Annotated in this window: 18 protein-coding genes; 11 read left to right on the forward strand and 7 right to left on the reverse strand. The window is 30.5% G+C overall.

Going from position 1 to position 19,431, the window contains the following annotated elements:
- Nucleotides 1–7: 7 nt before the first annotated feature.
- The 8 genes from D6200_RS00605 to D6200_RS00640 all read left to right on the forward strand — a co-directional run bounded on the left by D6200_RS00605 (nucleotide 8) and on the right by D6200_RS00640 (nucleotide 11,218).
- Nucleotides 8–613, forward strand: coding sequence for an NUDIX hydrolase (locus tag D6200_RS00605; protein WP_073182644.1), 606 nt, complete (start codon nucleotides 8–10; stop codon nucleotides 611–613).
- Between the two features lie 136 nt (nucleotides 614–749).
- Nucleotides 750–2,657, forward strand: a complete 1,908-nt coding sequence (dnaK, locus tag D6200_RS00610) for a molecular chaperone DnaK (protein ID WP_047789320.1) — start codon at nucleotides 750–752, stop codon at nucleotides 2,655–2,657.
- Nucleotides 2,658–2,923: 266 nt separating this feature from the next.
- Complete coding sequence (locus D6200_RS00615) at nucleotides 2,924–5,086, forward strand: choice-of-anchor D domain-containing protein (RefSeq protein ID WP_082118647.1); 2,163 nt, start codon at nucleotides 2,924–2,926, stop codon at nucleotides 5,084–5,086.
- A gap of 89 nt (nucleotides 5,087–5,175) precedes the next feature.
- Nucleotides 5,176–6,501 carry a hypothetical protein gene (locus D6200_RS00620; RefSeq protein ID WP_047789318.1) on the forward strand — a complete coding sequence of 442 codons (1,326 nt, stop codon included), beginning with the start codon at nucleotides 5,176–5,178 and terminating at the stop codon, nucleotides 6,499–6,501.
- An 89-nt stretch (nucleotides 6,502–6,590) separates the two neighbouring features.
- Entirely contained in the window at nucleotides 6,591–9,506 is a 2,916-nt protein-coding gene (locus tag D6200_RS00625) for a sensor histidine kinase (protein WP_073181320.1), read from the forward strand.
- Between the two features lie 2 nt (nucleotides 9,507–9,508).
- Nucleotides 9,509–10,258, forward strand: a complete 750-nt coding sequence (locus D6200_RS00630) for a LytR/AlgR family response regulator transcription factor (protein WP_047789316.1) — start codon at nucleotides 9,509–9,511, stop codon at nucleotides 10,256–10,258.
- A gap of 9 nt (nucleotides 10,259–10,267) precedes the next feature.
- Nucleotides 10,268–10,690: a secondary thiamine-phosphate synthase enzyme YjbQ gene (locus tag D6200_RS00635; protein WP_047789315.1), complete on the forward strand. Its 423-nt coding sequence runs from the start codon at nucleotides 10,268–10,270 to the stop codon at nucleotides 10,688–10,690.
- Nucleotides 10,691–11,218 carry a hypothetical protein gene (locus D6200_RS00640; RefSeq protein WP_073181319.1) on the forward strand — a complete coding sequence of 176 codons (528 nt, stop codon included), beginning with the start codon at nucleotides 10,691–10,693 and terminating at the stop codon, nucleotides 11,216–11,218.
- On the opposite strand, the gene D6200_RS00645 is transcribed toward D6200_RS00640, so the two are convergent.
- Nucleotides 11,213–11,647, reverse strand: a complete 435-nt coding sequence (locus D6200_RS00645) for a DUF7738 domain-containing protein (RefSeq protein WP_047789313.1) — start codon at nucleotides 11,645–11,647, stop codon at nucleotides 11,213–11,215. The two genes, D6200_RS00640 and D6200_RS00645, sit on opposite strands and share 6 nt — an antisense overlap.
- 113 nt (nucleotides 11,648–11,760) lie before the next feature.
- Between D6200_RS00645 and D6200_RS00650 the strand changes: the two genes are divergently transcribed.
- The 3 genes from D6200_RS00650 to D6200_RS00660 all read left to right on the forward strand — a co-directional run bounded on the left by D6200_RS00650 (nucleotide 11,761) and on the right by D6200_RS00660 (nucleotide 14,692).
- Nucleotides 11,761–13,074 (forward strand): NAD(P)/FAD-dependent oxidoreductase, encoded by a 1,314-nt coding sequence (locus D6200_RS00650; RefSeq protein ID WP_073181318.1) that lies wholly within the window; start codon nucleotides 11,761–11,763, stop codon nucleotides 13,072–13,074.
- On the forward strand, nucleotides 13,061–13,369 hold the full coding sequence (locus D6200_RS00655; RefSeq protein ID WP_047789311.1) for a hypothetical protein: 309 nt from the start codon (nucleotides 13,061–13,063) through the stop codon (nucleotides 13,367–13,369). The genes D6200_RS00650 and D6200_RS00655 overlap by 14 nt, the downstream gene beginning before the upstream one ends.
- 399 nt (nucleotides 13,370–13,768) lie before the next feature.
- Nucleotides 13,769–14,692, forward strand: a complete 924-nt coding sequence (locus D6200_RS00660; protein WP_073181317.1) for an AraC family transcriptional regulator — start codon at nucleotides 13,769–13,771, stop codon at nucleotides 14,690–14,692.
- A 66-nt stretch (nucleotides 14,693–14,758) separates the two neighbouring features.
- Here the strand turns inward: D6200_RS00660 and D6200_RS00665 are convergent, their stop codons facing one another.
- The 6 genes from D6200_RS00665 to D6200_RS00690 all read right to left on the reverse strand — a co-directional run bounded on the left by D6200_RS00665 (nucleotide 14,759) and on the right by D6200_RS00690 (nucleotide 19,410).
- Nucleotides 14,759–15,034: a hypothetical protein gene (locus D6200_RS00665; RefSeq protein ID WP_073181316.1), complete on the reverse strand. Its 276-nt coding sequence runs from the start codon at nucleotides 15,032–15,034 to the stop codon at nucleotides 14,759–14,761.
- A gap of 154 nt (nucleotides 15,035–15,188) precedes the next feature.
- Nucleotides 15,189–15,836, reverse strand: a complete 648-nt coding sequence (locus tag D6200_RS00670) for a nitroreductase family protein (RefSeq protein WP_073181315.1) — start codon at nucleotides 15,834–15,836, stop codon at nucleotides 15,189–15,191.
- 5 nt (nucleotides 15,837–15,841) lie between these two features.
- On the reverse strand, nucleotides 15,842–16,933 hold the full coding sequence (locus D6200_RS00675; RefSeq protein ID WP_073181314.1) for an RnfABCDGE type electron transport complex subunit D: 1,092 nt from the start codon (nucleotides 16,931–16,933) through the stop codon (nucleotides 15,842–15,844).
- Nucleotides 16,930–18,186, reverse strand: coding sequence for an electron transport complex subunit RsxC (rsxC, locus tag D6200_RS00680; RefSeq protein WP_073181313.1), 1,257 nt, complete (start codon nucleotides 18,184–18,186; stop codon nucleotides 16,930–16,932). Before rsxC ends, D6200_RS00675 begins: the two co-directional genes overlap by 4 nt.
- On the reverse strand, nucleotides 18,183–19,118 hold the full coding sequence (locus D6200_RS00685; RefSeq protein WP_159432104.1) for an FAD:protein FMN transferase: 936 nt from the start codon (nucleotides 19,116–19,118) through the stop codon (nucleotides 18,183–18,185). The genes rsxC and D6200_RS00685 overlap by 4 nt, the downstream gene beginning before the upstream one ends.
- A complete protein-coding gene (locus D6200_RS00690; RefSeq protein ID WP_073181312.1) occupies nucleotides 19,093–19,410 on the reverse strand; it encodes a hypothetical protein in 318 nt (105 codons plus the stop codon). Before D6200_RS00690 ends, D6200_RS00685 begins: the two co-directional genes overlap by 26 nt.
- Nucleotides 19,411–19,431 lie beyond the last annotated feature (21 nt).

Below are 19,431 nucleotides of genomic sequence, written 5' to 3' on the forward strand. Positions count from 1 at the left end.
AGCGCAAATGTATAAAGTTTTTGTTAATGATAAACCAATAATCTTTACAACTTCATTTAAAAATGAAGAAGATTTTCCAGTTTATATTTACAAAAATACAATTATTCAAGAACTTATTTATAAGTTAAAAGTAGGTAAGTTAAACGGTTTTTATATCTATTCTAATAATTTAATAGAAGATTGGAAAGATTTTAAGGTTAAATTTAAAGTAATAATTGCTGCTGGAGGTTTGGTTTTAAACGGAAGTAAAAAAGTATTGTTTATTTACAGAGGAAATAAATGGGATTTACCCAAAGGACGTATTGAGGAAGGAGAGAACTTAATGGAAGCAGCAATAAGAGAAGTGGAAGAAGAATGTGGTATTGAAAAACTAATTATTAATAAAGAACTCCTTATTACATACCATTTGTTTATACAACAAAATGAATATCGATTAAAAGAAACACACTGGTATTTAATGTTTTCTAATTATGAAGGAAGTTTAACCCCTCAATTAGAAGAAGGTATTACAAAAGCAGAGTTTAAAAATAAAAAAGAAACAATTGAAGCATTACAGAATACATTTGCTAATATAGTAATGGTCTATGAATCTTATTTAGATAACATCGATTAATGACACTCTGTCATAAAAAATGATTGGTTTTGTGTCTTTTTCTGTCAAAATACAAATAAAAAACCAATGGCATACACTTTGACTAATACTACTCGTAAAATTGAATTTAAAACTTAAAAAAAGATAAATAAAGATTATGAGTAAAATTATAGGTATAGATTTAGGTACTACGAACTCATGTGTGTCTGTGATGGAAGGTAATGAGCCTGTAGTAATTCCAAATGCAGAAGGAAAAAGAACAACCCCTTCTATAGTTGCATTTGTAGAAGGAGGTGAACGTAAAGTAGGAGATCCTGCAAAGCGTCAAGCAGTAACAAACCCAACTAAAACAGTTTATTCTATTAAACGTTTTATGGGGAATAAATATTCTGAGTCTCAAAGAGAAGCAGAAAGAGTTCCTTATGAGGTAGCAAAAGGTGATAACGATACACCAAGAGTTAAAATTGATGATCGTATGTATACACCTCAGGAAATTTCTGCAATGATATTACAGAAAATGAAGAAAACTGCTGAAGATTACTTAGGTCAAGGAGTTTCTGAAGCTGTAATTACTGTGCCAGCATACTTTAACGATGCTCAACGTCAGGCAACTAAAGAAGCAGGAGAGATTGCAGGATTAAAAGTTCGTCGTATTATTAACGAGCCTACAGCTGCAGCTTTAGCTTATGGATTAGATAAAGCAAATGATGATAAGAAAATTGTAGTATTTGACTTTGGTGGAGGTACACATGATGTTTCTATCCTAGAATTAGGAGATGGAGTATTTGAAGTATTAGCTACTGATGGAGATACGCACTTAGGAGGCGATGATGTAGATGAAAAAATCATTAACTGGTTAGCAGATGAGTTTAATGCTGAAGAAAATATGGATTTACGTAAAGATCCTATGGCATTACAACGTTTAAAAGAAGCTGCTGAAAAAGCGAAGATAGAATTATCAAGCACAACTTCTACAGAAATTAACTTACCATATATCACTGCTACAGCTAGTGGACCAAAGCACTTGGTAAGAACGTTAAGTAGAGCTAAGTTTGAGCAATTAATTGACGATTTAGTAAAAAGAACTATCGAGCCTTGTCAAACAGCGTTAAAAAATGCTGATTTATCAACTTCTGATATCGATGAGATTATCTTAGTAGGAGGTTCAACTCGTATTCCTGCAATTCAAGAAGCAGTTGAGAAGTTCTTCGGAAAAGCGCCAAGTAAAGGAGTAAATCCAGACGAAGTTGTATCGTTAGGAGCAGCAATTCAAGGAGGAGTGTTAACTGGTGATGTAAAAGACGTATTATTATTAGATGTAACACCATTATCATTAGGAATTGAAACAATGGGTAATGTATTTACAAAGTTAATCGATGCAAATACAACCATTCCAACTAAAAAGTCGCAAGTATTCTCTACAGCAGTAGATAACCAACCATCAGTAGATATTCACGTATTACAAGGTGAAAGAGCGATGGCAGCAGACAATAAAACAATTGGTCGTTTCCAATTAACAGATATTCCACCAGCACCAAGAGGAGTTCCTCAAATTGAAGTAACTTTTGATATTGATGCAAACGGAATCATCAACGTATCTGCAGCGGATAAAGCAACAGGTAAATCTCAAAACATCCGTATCGAAGCTTCTTCTGGATTAACAGATGAAGAAATTCAAAAGATGAAAGCAGATGCAGAAGCAAATGCAGATGCAGATGCAAAGGCTAAAGAAACTGCAGATAAAATTAACGGAGCAGATTCCATGATTTTCCAAACTGAAAAGCAATTAAAAGAGTTTGGTGATAAATTATCAGCAGATAAGAAAGAACCAATCGAGGCTGCTTTAGAAGAGTTAAAGAAAGCACACGAATCTAAAGACCTTGCTGCTATCGATGCTGCAATGGAAAAGATTAACGAAGCTTGGAAAGTTGCTTCTGAAGAGATGTATAAAGCACAACAAGATGCACAAGCAAATGGAGCTGGTGCGCAAGGAAGTGCAGATGCAGGAGCTTCAGCTGAAGGAGGAGATAATGTAGAAGATGTAGATTTTGAAGAAGTAAAATAAATTTGATTGTATTATCCTAAAAAGCATTACAAGTTTTATTAGGACTGTAGATGTAAAAAAGCTCGTCATTTGACGGGCTTTTTTGCTTTTAAATAGATATTAGGTGTTTTAGAAAAAAAAAAAAGTGTTTTAGAAAAAGATAAAATCACTTCAGCAGTTTTTTCACTGTAAGAGGTGTCCTGTGTGTAATTTTACTTCCAATATAAGGGAGAAGTGCTTTATAACTATAAGGAAGCACAAAAAATAAATCAGAAAAATAAACACACATGAGAAAAAAAATTAACATGTATGCAAGTGCTATTCTTTTTGTACTTGTAAGTATCACAAGTTGTGATAAGGATGAAGAAATTATTCCAGCAGAGTTTTCTATTACTGATATAGAAAAGGATTTTGGAGCAGTAGAAGTAGAACAAACTATTAACTATTCGTTTAAAGTAACAAATGAGGGAGGTTCAGATTTAGAAATAGATGAATTTGTATTAAAAGGAACAAATGCTGCTGATTTTTCAACTAGTGCAGTACCAAAAGTAATTAAAAAGGAAGAATCGTATACTTTTGAAATTACCTTTGCTCCTTTAACAGAAGGAGAAAAAAAGGCTATCTTAGAAATTACGACTAATATTGGGAAAAAAGAAGTAAAAGTAACAGGAATTGCAAAACCAAAACCATTACCAGGTGTTGATTTAAGTGAAACGGCTTTGGTTTTTGGAAACGTAGAGATTAATCAAACAAAAGACGCTACGTTTACTATAACTAATAGTGGAGATGCAGACTTAGAAATTACAGGCTTTGAAATAAAAGGGACCAATGCTGCTAACTTTTCAACTTCAGCAACAACAGAAACTTTAGCTGCAGGAGAAACTAAAACCATTACGGTAGTATTTGAGCCAACCAATGTAGGAGAAAAAACAGCAAGTTTAGAGGTGACAACTAATGCAGGTGTTAAAGCCATTGCCTTAAGCGGTAAAGCTACAGCAACACCTATGTCAGTTATAGAGTTTAGTGAATCACCTATAAGTTTTGGGAATGTTGAAGTAGGTGAAGACTTATCTAAAAATATTATAGTTTCTAATACAGGAAATACAGATTTAGAGATTACTAATGTGAATATTATAGGAGGTAGTTCATCATCATCTTTTACAGTAATAGGAGGAACAAGTTCATTAATAAGAACTATTGCTCCAGGTGATACATATACTTTTGAAGTTAAGTTCACGCCAAGTTCACAAGGATTTGCTTCAGCATCTATTAGATTTTTTAATAACTCTAGTGAAAATGAAGTGTTTTTACCAATGAATGGAACAGGAACAGCGCCAGCACAACCTGCAATTGCTTTTAGTGAAACAGGATTAAACTTTGGTGATGTTACTGTAGGGAACTCTGGAAATGATTTAACTTTTGCTATTCAGAATAATGGTCAAGGAAATTTAGAGGTAAGTAATATTAGAATGAGCGGAGCCAATGCTAATAACTTTACTTTGGTAAATGTATCTGCACCACAAACGATTGCTCCTAATAGCTTTTATGAGGTAACAGCACGTTTTACACCACAATCTGAAGGACAAAAGCAGGCAATGATAGTTGTAGAAAGTAATGATCCTACAAAACCGAGTTATGCTATTATTATTAGTGGAAAGGGGTTGCAAGCTGCTACAGGTAATATTGTAAACATACCAGATGCCAACTTTAAGTCAGCATTGGTAGGGGATTCATCGATAAATACAAATGGAGATGGTGAAATTCAGGTTTCAGAAGCACAAGCTTACACAGGTGTCATTCGTGTAGATGGTCTTAGTATTTCAGATGTTACTGGTTTAGAGGTTTTTGAAAATATTTCACAATTTCATGCAATGAACAACTCTTTAACAAGTATAGATTTAAGCCAAAACACAGCAATAACACATTTGTCGTTAAAAAACAATAACTTAACTTCATTAGATCTTTCAGCTAATACAGCTTTACAAACAATATTAATTCAGCAAAATAGTATTAGTACAATAGATTTAACAAATCATTCTAGCTTAGTGAATTTTCAATGTGGAGGTAACAATATTTCTACGTTAGTGTTACCTACTATTGCAAACGGTTTAAGAACTTTATATTTAGAACAGAATCAAATTAGTACGTTAGATGTTTCTATGTATCCAGATTTAAGAACACTTGTTGCTTATAATAACAACTTATCAAGCATGGATATTTCTAATAATTCAAGAGTAATTTCATTGCATTTAAGAAATAATAATTTAACAAGTTTAAACGTAGCAAATGGTAATAATGTAAATTTCATTTATATGATTGCAGATGGAAATGATAACTTAACATGTATTCAACATGATGCTGGTTTTGATCCTTTGAATCCACCAAATACACAAGCAAACCAATGGGTTAAGCCATCTGGAGCTTCTTGGAATACAGTCGCATGTCAATAAAAAACATTCCCTTTAAATAGTAATTCAAGAAAGAAAGTTACCTGTGTAAAAAGCAGGTAGCTTCTAATAGCATAAAAACAATAATAGAAATGAAAAAATATACAATATTAGTTTGTTTATTCTTAGCTAGTTTTTTGTTTCATCAAACAGCCAATGCTCAGTTTGGTAATATGTTAAAAAAAGCTAAGCAAAAAGTAACAAAAAAAATAGAAGAGAAAGCTTCTTCATCAATAGAAAAATCAACTACAAGTTCAGATACTAATTCAACGTCTAATACAAATGAGTATTCAGATGAAGAGTTTAAGAAAGAGTTAGCTAAAAAGTATCCCAACGATAAAGAAAAGCAAGATTTTTATTTTAAAAAGTATAAAGAATATCAACAAAAACAAGTAGCGGAAAAAGAAGCCTTATTAGCTAAAGAAAATAGTAAAGGAACAGTTGTGAGCGAAATTCCTTCACCTATAGAAAGTAGTGAAAATGATAAATTTAAAGACAATCAAATTTATGTATTAAACAGAACGAAATTTAAAAAAATGCCTGCTTATGATGGTGGTTTTTCTGATAAGATGGAACTGTCTGGTTACTACCATTTATCACAATACTTTGTTAGAAATCCTTCAAGTCATTTTGATAGCAATCCAGGTGATATTTACGAAGGCTTTTCTATTGAATATGATCCAACATCATATCAGTTAAATGCATATTTTTCACCAAACCAAAAACGTTATGGTGTGGTTCCTGAAAAATATAGAAAATCTGCCGATAAAGGTAATATTCAGTTCCAATTTGGAATGGGAGGCGGACCAGAATGGACTAATGCTAATGTTCTCTTATTGGAACCAGGAGTATTATTAATTGGAGCAGAGGTATATCATAAAAACGATAACGTTGGTCATAAGTGGATGAATAATGCTCAACCAAAGCAGTTTGTAATAGCTGCAAAAAATCCAGAAAAAATTAAGAAGTATTATAAAAATCCTGAATTAACATCTCAAACAACTTTTGCTAAGTTTGATAACTTACGTAAAGATTGGTTAGGAGCAAAGTTAAATAGTGTAACAATGCCAGCAAAAGGGAGTTTTGATAAAAACTCAGCAATTAAAAATGCAGCTGTAAGTGGATTGAATAAATATTATGGTAAAATGAGTATGAAAAATATATATCAATACATGACATCTGATAAATGGTCAACTGTAAAACATAAGGTAACAGGGGTACCTTTATATCAATGGGCTGTAGGAGCTGTTGTACAGAAAAATTCAGATGGGCAATGTATGTTGCAACAGTTTATAGTAAGAAAAGATTATATAGGTGGAGGAAAATATGGGAGTCCTTTTTTTAATGGAATTAACAGAGGAAGTATTAGAGCTCCTTATGGAGGGTATGTAAAATGTGATGCTAAACCTAAAAACTAAAATACAGACTTTAAGTTAAGAATAGTTCTAAAAGGTGGTGTTTTGCGTATTATTGCATAACCACCTTTTTTTGTAATAAAATTAAATTTGTGAAAAAAACTTTTTATATACTAATCTTTATTTCTTTTCTCTTTGAAAATGTATTTTCACAGGAGCCTTTTTATACACAATTTACATCTGATGATGGATTAGTATCTTTAGCAAATTATAATATTATACAAGATAAAAATAACCTAGTTTGGGTTGGAGGGGAGCAAGGTTTGTTTTATTACAACGGTAAAAGATTTAGGCAAGTTAAAAATACTATTTCTACCACAAAAAGTATTTTTAACTTACAAATAGATAAGGAAGGACAAATTTGGTGTTCGACCATTTCAGGACATATTTATAAAGTAGTAAATAAAGAACTACAATTATTTAAAGATTTTTCAAATGAATTGAAAGGAGCATTTGCAAGCTTAATTGTTTTTAATGATGATGTGTTCTTTATATCACAAAGAAAAAGTTACCAAATAGATAAAAAAACTGCGTCGATAAAAAAAGACCTAAATGCCAATATTTCTAAAATAGCAAAAACAAAAAATGGTTTTTTTTACTACAATTTAAAAGAAACTAATACTATAACTCAAGTTTATGAAGAAAGTGGGCAAGCAGTTTTTAAAAAAATAAACTTTGATATAGAAAAAAACTTTTTAAATGAAGGAAAGCTTCAAATGTTTGAATGGTTTGATGATGTTGTTGTTAAAGTAGAAAAGGAGAACTCAAAGATATTTTCAGTTAATATACATACGAGAAAAATAACTACCACAAAACTTCCTGAAGCTCTTAAAAAAGCACAAGTTTATAATACCAAAAAGTTTAAAGAAAACTGGTTGTTAACATCAAAAGGTATTTATATAACTTTAAACAAAAACAAAGTAAATAATACTAAACAAATTTTTAAAGATTATCATATAACTGATGTTCTAAAAGATAATGAGAATAATTATTGGCTTGCAACACTGCAAAATGGAATTTTCGTTGTGCCAAGTTTAGAAATAACGAAGAAAAGTTTTGTGGAAATAAAAGAAGATATTATCTCAATAGAAACCATTGGTAATAATAGATTATTATTAGGAACTCAAAATGGTAACTTAATAGATTACAATACAGAAGATAATTATTATAAAATTATCAGTTTATCTAATCAACGACCTGTTAATAGAATAAAATATAATAAAAACCTACAAAAAGCATATATAAGCACAAACGGAACCAGTAGCTATACATATGATATAAAAAAGTTGAAAATTACTAATGTAGGAAATCAGTTTACCACAGCTAAAGGTTTTACGAAAATAAATAAAGATTCATTGGTGTATCTATCATATCGACGTGCTATTATTTATACTCAACTTTCTAGAAATAAAGATTATATAGTTTTAGAAAACAAAAGACCTATTAGTACTCATTACGATTCAAAAAACAAACTTATTTACGTTACTTATATTGATGGAACAGTAGCCTATAACAATAAATTACAAACTATTCCAGTACATCATCAAAATAAACCTATTATTTTTTCTGAATACACTCAAACTACTAACGGTAAAATATGGGCAACTACAAGAGATAAAATTTTAGCTTTAGAGGCAGGAAAAGTAACTGATAGCATAACCTGTTTAAACGGATTGTTAAAATCTCAAATAAAAGGAATTTTAGGGAAGGACAATTTTCTATGGATTGTTACTGAAAAAGGAATACAGCGATACGATACAGATAAAAAAATAATAAATACAATAAACTTAACTGATAAAAGTGCTATAAAATTTAAAACTCCAGTAATACAAAATAATTATTTATGGATACCTGGTAACAATTTTTTATGTAGAATAAACACATCTGTTCCAGAGTTAATAGAACCAAAATTAGCTCCGTTAGCCTACATAAGTAATGTTAAAATTGGAGGAATAGAACAAGAAATAAAAACAAAATACAAACTGCCTTACAAAACTAACGACATTACATTTAACTTTAATGCTAATGGATTTAAATCTAGTAGTAAAAATGTTTTTCAATATAAACTTTTAGGTTTTAATACAGAATGGCAAACATCTGAGTTAAACGATGATGTAGTAAGATATATTGGAATTCCATCAGGAAGATATAAGTTTTTACTTAGAACCAAAAGTTTAGATGGAAGTATAGGAAAAGAAAGTAAAGGAGTTAAAATAATTGTACAAAAGCCTTTTTGGGAAAGTTGGTGGTTTATTGTGACAATATTTATAATATCTGTTTTAGGAATAATAATATATTACCGAATTAAATTAAAATGGAAAGAAGAGGAAGGAGAACGAGAACTAGAAAGGGTAATTTTAGATAGTAGAATAAGTAAGTTAAGGCTAGAAAACTTACGCTCACAAATGAACCCTCATTTTATTTTTAATTCCTTAGGAGCTATTCAAGATTATGTAATGAAGAATGAGAAATATTTAGCAAGTGATTACTTAGTTAAATTTTCTCGTTTAATAAGAATGTATTTAAATCATAGTAGAGTAAATGTAATACTACTCAAAGAAGAACTTAGTTCACTCGAGATTTATATATCATTAGAGCAATTACGATTTGAAAATAAATTTAAGGTTCACTTCTTAGTAGATAAAAACATAAATAAAGATCAAATTGAAGTTCCGCCGTTGTTTATACAACCTTTTGTAGAAAATGCTATAAAACACGGACTTGTTCATAAGAAAGACCGAGGGAATTTATGGATAACAATAGAAGAAAATATTAACAAGGTTTTAATTATAACGATAAAAGATGATGGTGTTGGACGAAAAAAATCTTCAGAAATTAATAAGAAAAGAAAAGGGCATAAGTCTTTTGCTGTAAACGCTACCCAAGAGCGAGTTTCGTTGTATAAGAAAGAAAAGTTATTTGATATTTCAGTAGATTTTACGGATAAAGTAGATGAAAACAATAATGCTACAGGAACGATAGTAACACTAAAAATAAAAAGAATTTAATAATGAAAGCTTTAATAATTGATGATGAGGCAAAAGCACGTAGTGTAATGAAAACGATGCTTACAGAGTTTTTTCCTGAAATAAAAAATGTTATTACAGCAGATAACTTAGTAGATGGAGTAAAGTCAATTAAAGAAAACAATCCAGACATTGTTTTTTTAGATATTGAAATGCCTGAGTACTCAGGTTTAGAAATATTAGATTTTATTTCAGAGCCTATAGAGTTTCAATTAATTTTTACAACAGCATATCAACAATACGCATTAGAAGCACTAAAATTATCTGCAATAGATTATTTGGTTAAACCAATTGACAGAGAAGAGTTACGAGTAGCTATAAATAAAGCAAAAGTTAATATTAACCAAAAAAAGGTAACAGCACAATTTTCAGAGTTAAAAAAAGCCATTCAATCATTATCATCACATAAAATCGCTTTAGAAGTACCAGGAGAAATTATTTTTGTTTCGCATGAAGATATTTTATACTTAGAAGCAGATGGAATGTATACAAAAGTACATTTAGCAAATAGAGAAAGAGAATTAATTTGTAAACCACTAGCATATTTTGAAAATCAACTTCAGGGAAACAACTTATTTTTTAGATGTCATAGGTCTTACTTAATAAACCTTCATTATTTAGAAAAATTTGTTAAAAAAGACGGAGATTTTTTATTAATGCAAAATCAAACAACAATTCCTATTTCAAAAACAAAAAAGCAAGAATTTCTAAAAATTATAAAAGAAGTATTTTAGATTTGTAAAATGCAATTTTACCAAAAAGAAATTCAATTACCAGCATTTAATAGAGGCTATCACTTAATTACAGATGTTTTGTTAGAAGCACTTCCAGAACTTGAAAATATTCAAATAGGACAGTTACAGGTATTTATAAAGCATACTTCTGCTAGTTTAACCATTAATGAAAATGCAGATCCTACCGTTCGAATAGATTTCGAATCGCATATCAATAAAATGGTTCCTGAAAATATGCCATACTATAAACACGATTATGAAGGTGCCGATGATATGCCAGCACATATTAAAAGTTCTATGTTAGGATGTCAGGTACAAATTCCAATTACCAATGGAAATCTCAACTTAGGAACTTGGCAAGGAATATACTTAGGTGAGCACAGAAATTATGGAGGTAAAAGAAAAATAGTACTAACCGCTTTTGGAAATTAAATGAAGTATCATAAATTCAATTTTTACAGAAGTACGTACTGTGAGTTTGAAATGCAAAATGTCAATTTCTTTGATGATATGAAGGCACATTTTCAAAGTAAATCAGGTAGTTATTACTATTACACAGCCGAGGGTGTTTTTCGTTATTCAAATCACTGGGGTAGGGTTGCCAATTGTCGTTGGAAGATTCAGGGAATAGAAAACTATAAAAATCAAAATTATTATGTAGGGTACGCAAATTGGTCTGATTTTTATCCACTAAATAGTACTGATAAAGTATTCTATTTAGAAGTAGATTATACAGTGCATAAAGTGAATATTAAAAGAGTTCAAAATAATTCAGAAGAAGCTCATTTTTTAATGACTTCAGAGTTTGCACATCAGCGTTTAAAACAAATTCAAACTCTGTTTAAAGAATACAAGTGGGCACGTTATTATGAAGAGGATATTGAAACTTTAAGAAGAAAAATAATTGACAAACTCATCACAACAAACAAAACCTTACAGCAAGTTAAATTAGAGTTATAAATCTTTATAATCTCTATTAACGCCAAGACTAAATCCAAAACGGGTGTCACTCTCTCTACCAAGTCTGTGAATAGCTACTTTACCTAATGGAATTTTACCAAACTCATTATTAGTAATTTCTTCATTATTTAAAAAAAGCTTTCCTTTAAACTGCTTTTGGGTGTTATACTCACTTCTATCTTTTTTATTTTGATAAACATTTATGGATAAAATATTATCTCTATCAGTATAACCGCAAAAAATACCATGTGTATCCCAAATAATATAATTATTACTTTTTTTTAATTCTCTACTAGGTTTGCCTAAAACATCAATTAAAGTATTATAATTAGTAGGAAATGTAAGAGGTTTATTATTAACATGTATAATGTTAGTATCACATATAATAGTTAAACTCGTTACTTTTTTCTTTTTAAAAAAATTAAACATGACAGTTATTGATTTGATTAACGGGGGCGAGCGTAAAACTAAAAAATAAATTTTAACTAACTCCTTTCTCTTTTAGTTAAATTTGCTAATTAGATTTAAAATCCTAATAAACAATGAACATACCTCAAACAAGTTTTCCTCGAATAATAATTATAGGAGGTGGGTTTGCAGGATTGGCAGTAGCAAGAGCTCTAGAAAACCAAGATTTACAAGTAGTATTAATAGATAAGCACAATTACCATACTTTTCAACCTTTACTATATCAAGTAGCCACAGGAGGATTGGAGCCTGACAGTATAGCGTTCCCTTTGAGAAAAAGATTTAATGATGTAGAAAACTTTTTCTTCAGATTAGCAAAAGTAACCCAAATACATGCCGAGAAAAACTATATAGAAACTACGATAGGAAATTTAGAGTATGATGAGTTGATTATAGCCACAGGTTCAACAACAAACTTTTTTGGAAATACAAATATTCAAAAGTATGCTATGGAAATGAAATCGGTTCCACAAGCATTAAATATTCGTAGTTTGGTATTAGAAAACTTTGAAGAAGCATTATTGGTAACAGATTTAGAAAAGCGAAGAGCGTTAATGAATTTTGTTATTGTAGGAGGTGGACCAACAGGAGTAGAGTTGGCAGGAGCTTTGGCAGAAATGAAAAAAGGAATTTTACCTAAAGACTACCCAGACTTAGATATTCGGCAGATGAAAATTAATCTCATTCAAAGCTCAGGAGAGCTATTAAAAGGAATGAGTAATGGAGCTTCTAAAAAAGCGGAAGATTTTTTAATAAAATTAGGAGTAGATGTGTGGAAAAATCTTCGTGTACTTGATTATGATGGAGAAACTGTTACTACAAACGGAGAAGATCATTTTAAAGCACAAACGGTTATTTGGGCAGCAGGAGTAAAAGGAGCTGCTGTTAATGGTTTAAATGAAGAATGTGTAGTTGAAAGAGCTAATCGATTTAAAGTAGATGAATACAACAAAGTAATAGGCTACAATAATATTTATGCTATTGGAGATGTAGCATGTATGGAAACTAAAACTTATAAAAGAGGGCATCCAATGATGGCGCAACCAGCGATTCAACAAGGACGATTATTAGGTAAAAATATCTTAGCCAAAATAAAAAGCAAAAAACAAAAATCATTTGTGTACAACAGCAAAGGATCTATGGCAACCATTGGAAGAAATAAAGCGGTAGTAGATTTATCTCGTTGGAAATTTCAAGGAGTTTTTGCATGGTTTATATGGATGTTTGTACATCTATTTTCACTCATCGGATTTAGAAATAAAGCGGTAGTGTTTATGAATTGGGTATATAACTACATACGTTTTGATAGAGAAACAAGGTTAATTATTCGCCCTTATAAAAAGAAAAATAAGTATAGCTTTAAAGAACAAGAAAATGGCAATCACTAGAAATATTAAGTGTCCTAACTGTGGAGTTTTCAATAAAAATAGAGATTACTGTAAAAACTGTAATACATTAATTTCTTTTGAAAAAAAACAAGAAGAAAAAGTTACAGCTTATAAGCAAGAAGAACTCAAAAAAGCGAAGCATGAAATAGAAAATCCTAATTTAGCAGAACGATTAAAAAAACATTCGTTTTGGCTGTACCGTATTGTTGGTTGGGTTTTATATTCAGCATATTTATTGGTGAGTGCTATTGGAGCTTTAATAGCATGGTTTATAGCAATGGTAGCAGCAGGGTAGGGTAGCGTGAAACAAAAGATACTTACATATTATTTTGCTATTTCAATACTAATAGGGAGTCTAATTTATATAGCACAAAAGTTAATTATAAAACTACCTACATTAGTTAATAATTATGTAAACGATTTTTTAATAATTCCTATAATATTAACTATATGCCTTTATATTTTAAGATGGAGTAAGAATAATAAACATTATCAAATACCATTAGGGGTAATGGTTTATATATGTGTATTATATTCATTTTTTTTTGAGTTTATAATACCGAAATATATGGAAAGATATACAGCGGACATATTTGATGTTATTTTATATTTTATTGGAGGTTTTGTATTTTTAATTTTGCAAGAAAAGGAAATTAATTCTTGATAAGTAGGTGTTTCTAAATAAGAAGTAGTTATGAACTCAACTAAAAAAATACCCAATAAAACAGTAATCCGTATAAGTAATGCTATTGATTTTATTGAAAGAAATTTGGATAACAAACTTGTTTTAGAAGAAATAGCAGAAAAGGCATACTTCTCTCCATATCATTTTCATAGGCTTTTTAAAGCCGTAACCAAAGAAACGGTTAATGATTTTATAACGAGAAAGAGAGTAGAAAAGTCAGCTTCTTTTTTACTAAATAAAAAAAATAAAACAGTTACAGAAGTATCCGAAATAGTAGGTTTTGTAACCTTGTCATCATTTTCAAGAGCTTTTAAAAAGTTTTACGGAATGAGTCCTGCTGAATTTAAAAAAGAAAGTCCATCTAAATATAGCAAGATTTGTAAAACAGAAAGCAAGAATGGAAAAATAGAAACACAGTTTGAGCAATACATTTGTAATATAAATACAAACTTAAAATGGATGCAAATGAAAGCTAAAACCGAAGTAAAAAAAATGCCAACCTTAAAAGTAGCCTATTTAACACATCAAGGAAAAATGGATGCAGTAGAAAATGCTTACCATAAGCTAATGGAGTGGGCTTATCCTAAAGGGTTAATGCAGCAGGAAAATTTAAGAATGTTAACGGTATATCACGACAGTCCTAAAATTACTGATGAAGACAAAATAAGAATGAGTGTTTGTTTAACTTTAAATTCAGAGGTAAAAACTGAAGGAGAAGTAAGTGTAAAAGAAATACCTGAATTAAAATGTATAGTATCTCGTTTAGAAATTACTCCGTCAGAATTTCAACAAGCATGGGAAAGTAGTTTTGTGTGGATGAGTGAACATGGTTTCAAGAAAGCTGACCAAGATCCATATGAAATTTTTTATAACAACCCTAATGAACACCCCGAAGGAAAATGTATTGTAGATATTTGTATACCTGTTGACTAAAATATTGTAAAACATAAAAGGCATGACATTCTTTAGAATGTTATGCCTTTTTATTATACTTTATTGTTAAGATAACTCCTTTACAGCATCAGGTTTAGAAGTCAATATGCTTCTTACAACAAAATAACTAGTTAAGCCACAAACTAGCCCTACCATTGCAGCAGGAAAAATAGTATCATCACCTATTCCAATTGTAGAGGCAAATATTACAATTCCCAAAATTTCTGCTCCAAACCAAGAGCCAATCATTATACCTCTCCATTTATTAGAGCTTTCTCCTTTTTCTCCTGCTAATTCAGCTATTTTCTTACCTAAAAAAACTAATGCTAATATTTCTATCATATTTTAATTTTTGATTAAATTTTTCTTTTCATTTTTATTCATAAAATACTTATGAGTTTAATAAAATTGCTAACAAATCTTACTGACAACTAAAAAATATAATGAAGAAATATATAGCAATTTTGAGAACACCAAATATAAAAAATATTTTAATCTATTCTATAATTTTAATTCGATCTGGGTAACGTTTTGGTGCTACAGGTTGTTCGTCAGGGTACCCCAAAGCAACATTAATAGCGACTTCAAAACCTTCAGGAATGTTTAGTAGTTCTAAAATGTCTTTATTTTCTTCTAGATTTAAAATTGGTACTAAAGTCCCTAATGGGCACGTGCCTAAATCTATAGCATGCGCACTTAATAAAATGTTTTGTAAAATAATACCACTATCTAAATAGCTAATATTACTACTTTTATTTCTAGCTATAACAATAAGCGTTGGGGCGCTATGAAAAATGCTAAAACCAGGTTCTCTATAACGTGCGGCACTACCTTGAAACTCTTTGCCTTGTGCGTAATTTAAAAAACGATTATTAATTTCGATTAATAATTCTTGATTCTGAATAACGCGTACTTCCCAAGGTTGTTTATTCAATGCACTTGGCGCAAATAAAGCGCTTTTCATAACTGTATCTAATTGGGCTTTACTAACCTGTTGATCTGTATATTTTCTAATAGATCGGCGTGTTAAAATATTGTCTATAATGGCTTCGCGTTGTGACCCAGAATAGGTTGTTTTTTCTACGGGCTTTTCTTCACAAGAAAATAAAGCTATACTAAGAGCTAAAAACAAAAACTTCTTCATAATTACTACTGTATTGGATTGAATATTTTTTTACTAAATGAAAAATTAAATTTTAAAATAATATATATAATGTATAGATATACAACGTAAGCGGTTAAATGATAATAGTTAAGGGTAATAACAGATAAAGTAACACCTATAATAGCTAGCGTAAGAAAAAACAGCTGTTCTATTTGTATTTTTCTATTTATGCTTTTACCCCAAACTTTAGGTTTAAATGCTTGTGAAATTAAGTATGAAAACCCATTAAGGATTAAAATTGAAAAAGACATATACTCGTAACTAACGTTGCCTAAAAGCAATAAAAAAGCTACAAGTCCAATCATAGCGCCGTAATACAGTTTACCATTGGTATTGGTAGGGCTAGAAGGCATATCGGTAGCCATAAAAATAGTACCTAATAATACGCCTGCTAAAGAAAAGTGATAATTTTCACCACCATCTATTAACCAAAACCCAAGAAAAAATACAGCTAATAACGCTAGCGGAATATGCCAAGATATTCTATTTTTAAATAATAAATATAGTCCACCTAAGCTAATAGCCAATATTGAATATTCTCCCATAGCTCCACTAGTATTATAAACTAGTTGGTTTAAATATTGAGACAAAAATGGATGTTCTAAACCCGAGAATAAGTTAATACTTGGTGTGTTAACAAAGCTTTTGGTTGCCCAAATACTTGCCGAGGTCATAATTACAGGATAGAAAGTAGTCATAAATTCTCGTCCTACTAATGCAGGATTAAATCTATTTTTTCCTAATCCGCCCCAAACTACTTTACCAAAAATAATCGCAGCAGCAGCACCAAAAGCAACGATATACCAAGGTGTTATTGGCGAAATTGTAAAACACATTAACAAAGCAGTTACAATAGCAGAGCCATCTAAAATACTTTTATAATTTTTTGTGTATAAGAACGCGCAAACAAGTTCTGTTAATAAAGCAGTTCCTGTGGCCACTAACAGTAAGCTTAAAGCAAGCATACCAAACGCAATGATACTAATAATGGATAAAGGTAATAATGCAATAATAACATCTAACATCACAGCAGAAGTACTACCAAATTTTGGTTTTATATATGGGTTTAAACTCATGCTTGTTGTATTAAGGTTTTACCAGAAAAAATACTTTGCATTAAAGGCACATCACTAGGACATATATACGCACAAGCACCACATTCTATACAGTCCATTAAGTTAAAATCGTTTAACTTTTGAGTATCTTTATTTGCAGCATGACGCGCAAACTCCATTGGCATTAAACGCTGCGGACAAACATCGGTACAATATCCGCATTGGATACAGTTATAACGTTTGTTCTTAGGGTTTGGCATAGTCAATAAGCCTCCACTACCTTTGTTTATAGGTGTTTCTGGATGGTGTACAGCCTTTCCCATCATGGGACCTCCCAAAATAACCGTTTGCATATCGTTATCCCATGGTTGACCTAATGTTTCTAAAATATGATTTAAAGGTGTACCAATAGCTACTCTATAATTACCATGGTTTATAGCCTTCTCACCAGAAATTGTAACAATACGTTCGGTATAAGGTTGTTGTTTATAAAATGCTTGGTACAATGCCCATAAAGTACCAACATTATTAACCATAATACCATGATTTGCAGGAATACTACCTTTTGGTATTTCTTTTTTAGTTAATGATTTTATAAGCTGTAATTCACCACCTTGAGGATAAGTGTTAGGTAATAATTTTACTTGAATTGTAATGCCTAATCTAGAGGCTACATTTTGCAAATGAGATTTTAATTCTTTGTGTTGTTTTTCAATACCAAAAATAATGTGTTTAGCTTTAATTACTTTTTGTACAACTTTAATGGCTTTAATTAATGCTTCTGCGTCTTGTTGCATAACCGCATAATCTGCACTCAAATAAGGTTCGCACTCGGCACCATTAATTAAAAAATACGATATAGATTGCGTATTGGTTTGATATTTTGTTGCAGAAGGAAAACGCGCGCCACCACTACCTTCAATACCATATTCTTTTATAAACGTAAGAATTTGTTCCTTTGTTAAAGCTTCAATATTAATTGGTTTTTTAGAAACTTCTTCTTCCCTAAAATTATTTTCAATTTTAATATAAGATGAACCATCATTGCTTATTATGTCTATCACAGTGCCTGATACTGGTGCATGTATTGATGACGCAAAAATACCTTCGGAACTAGCGATTTTTTGATGTTTCAAAATATTGTCACCTATACCTACCAACGGCTTCAAACTACCTCGGTAAGCTTGTAAAGGCATATATAAGTATTTTGGAGTAGCAAGTGTTTTTATTGTTTTTGATTTTGTTTTCGATTTTAATGATGGAATATGCATCATAAGCTTAAAAAGGGTTTAAAATATTGCGAATGTAGTTGCATTTGGTGGTCTATAATATAGACTTCAAAATCAAATACTTTTTGAAGTTGAGACACTATAGTTTTAAATTGAGATATGTCTGCCCCAAATAAGGCTGTAGAAATCATATCGCCTAAACATGCCGATTTTGAACATAAACCAACTTGTAAGTTTTGCGAGGGAAATCCGGTTTGTGCATTTATAATATGACTATATTTTTTACCATTAATTTCTAAAAACTGAGTTTGAGTAGATGATAATGAAAAGCAAGTATTTTGTATCGACAAGCGTTTAAAGTTATTATCTAAATTAGGATGTGGTATTTTAATATACCATTGTGGGTGTGTGTTATCTGATAAGCCATAAATAGTACTACCACCAGCATTTATAATAGCATCTGTAACACCTTTGTTTTTTAAAAAGGCTACAAGTTGATCTACAGCATAGGCTTTTATAAACGATCCCGTAATTAACTCTTGTTGTGGTGCTATTTTTACATGATTACCATGTATTTGAATGTTTTTATAATTTACTTGTTTTAAACATCTTACTATGGCTGTTTCTGTAGGGGGTTGAGTAGGTTTTTCCTTATAAAATCCCCATAAACGTATTAAGGGCATAGCAGAAATATCATAACTTCCATTTGTTATTTCTGCTATTTTTATGGTTTGCTTTAGTAAATTAATTGTAACATTATCAACCGTAACCCAATAACCTGCATTGGTATTAATTTGATTAAAATAAGAACCTTTTTGATACGAATTGTAGGTGCTATCTACTGTTTCTAATAAAGAGAAACAATCCTCTAACAAAGTTTCTGGATAATTTGCAGGAATTTTAATTTTAATATGACAATGAAATAGAAACCGGGTTTGTGTAATATAGGCTTTACTGGCTACTTGAGGCATTTTCATCTCCATCCAATTCTATAGTTGTTCGTCCTTTTTTTCGTAAAGCTTTGAAGTTTACATTTCCTAAATTTATTGTTTGAAAATAAAAATTAGAATTTTTCCATGTTTTTGTAATGGTGTCGTAGGTGATTTTTTGAGTTTCAAAACGTTTTTCAACATTGTCATTAACAGTAGCAAGTGCTTTTTCTCGTTTATATTTTTCTCGAGATTCTTGCCACTTATCCCATAAATTACGATTACCAAAAAGTAATAAACTAATGCCAAGAAGGTAAAGTATTATATGCTTAAAATTCATAGATTATATGTAAACTCCAAA

The organism is Tenacibaculum mesophilum, from assembly GCF_003867075.1.
GTDB lineage: Bacteria > Bacteroidota > Bacteroidia > Flavobacteriales > Flavobacteriaceae > Polaribacter > Polaribacter mesophilus.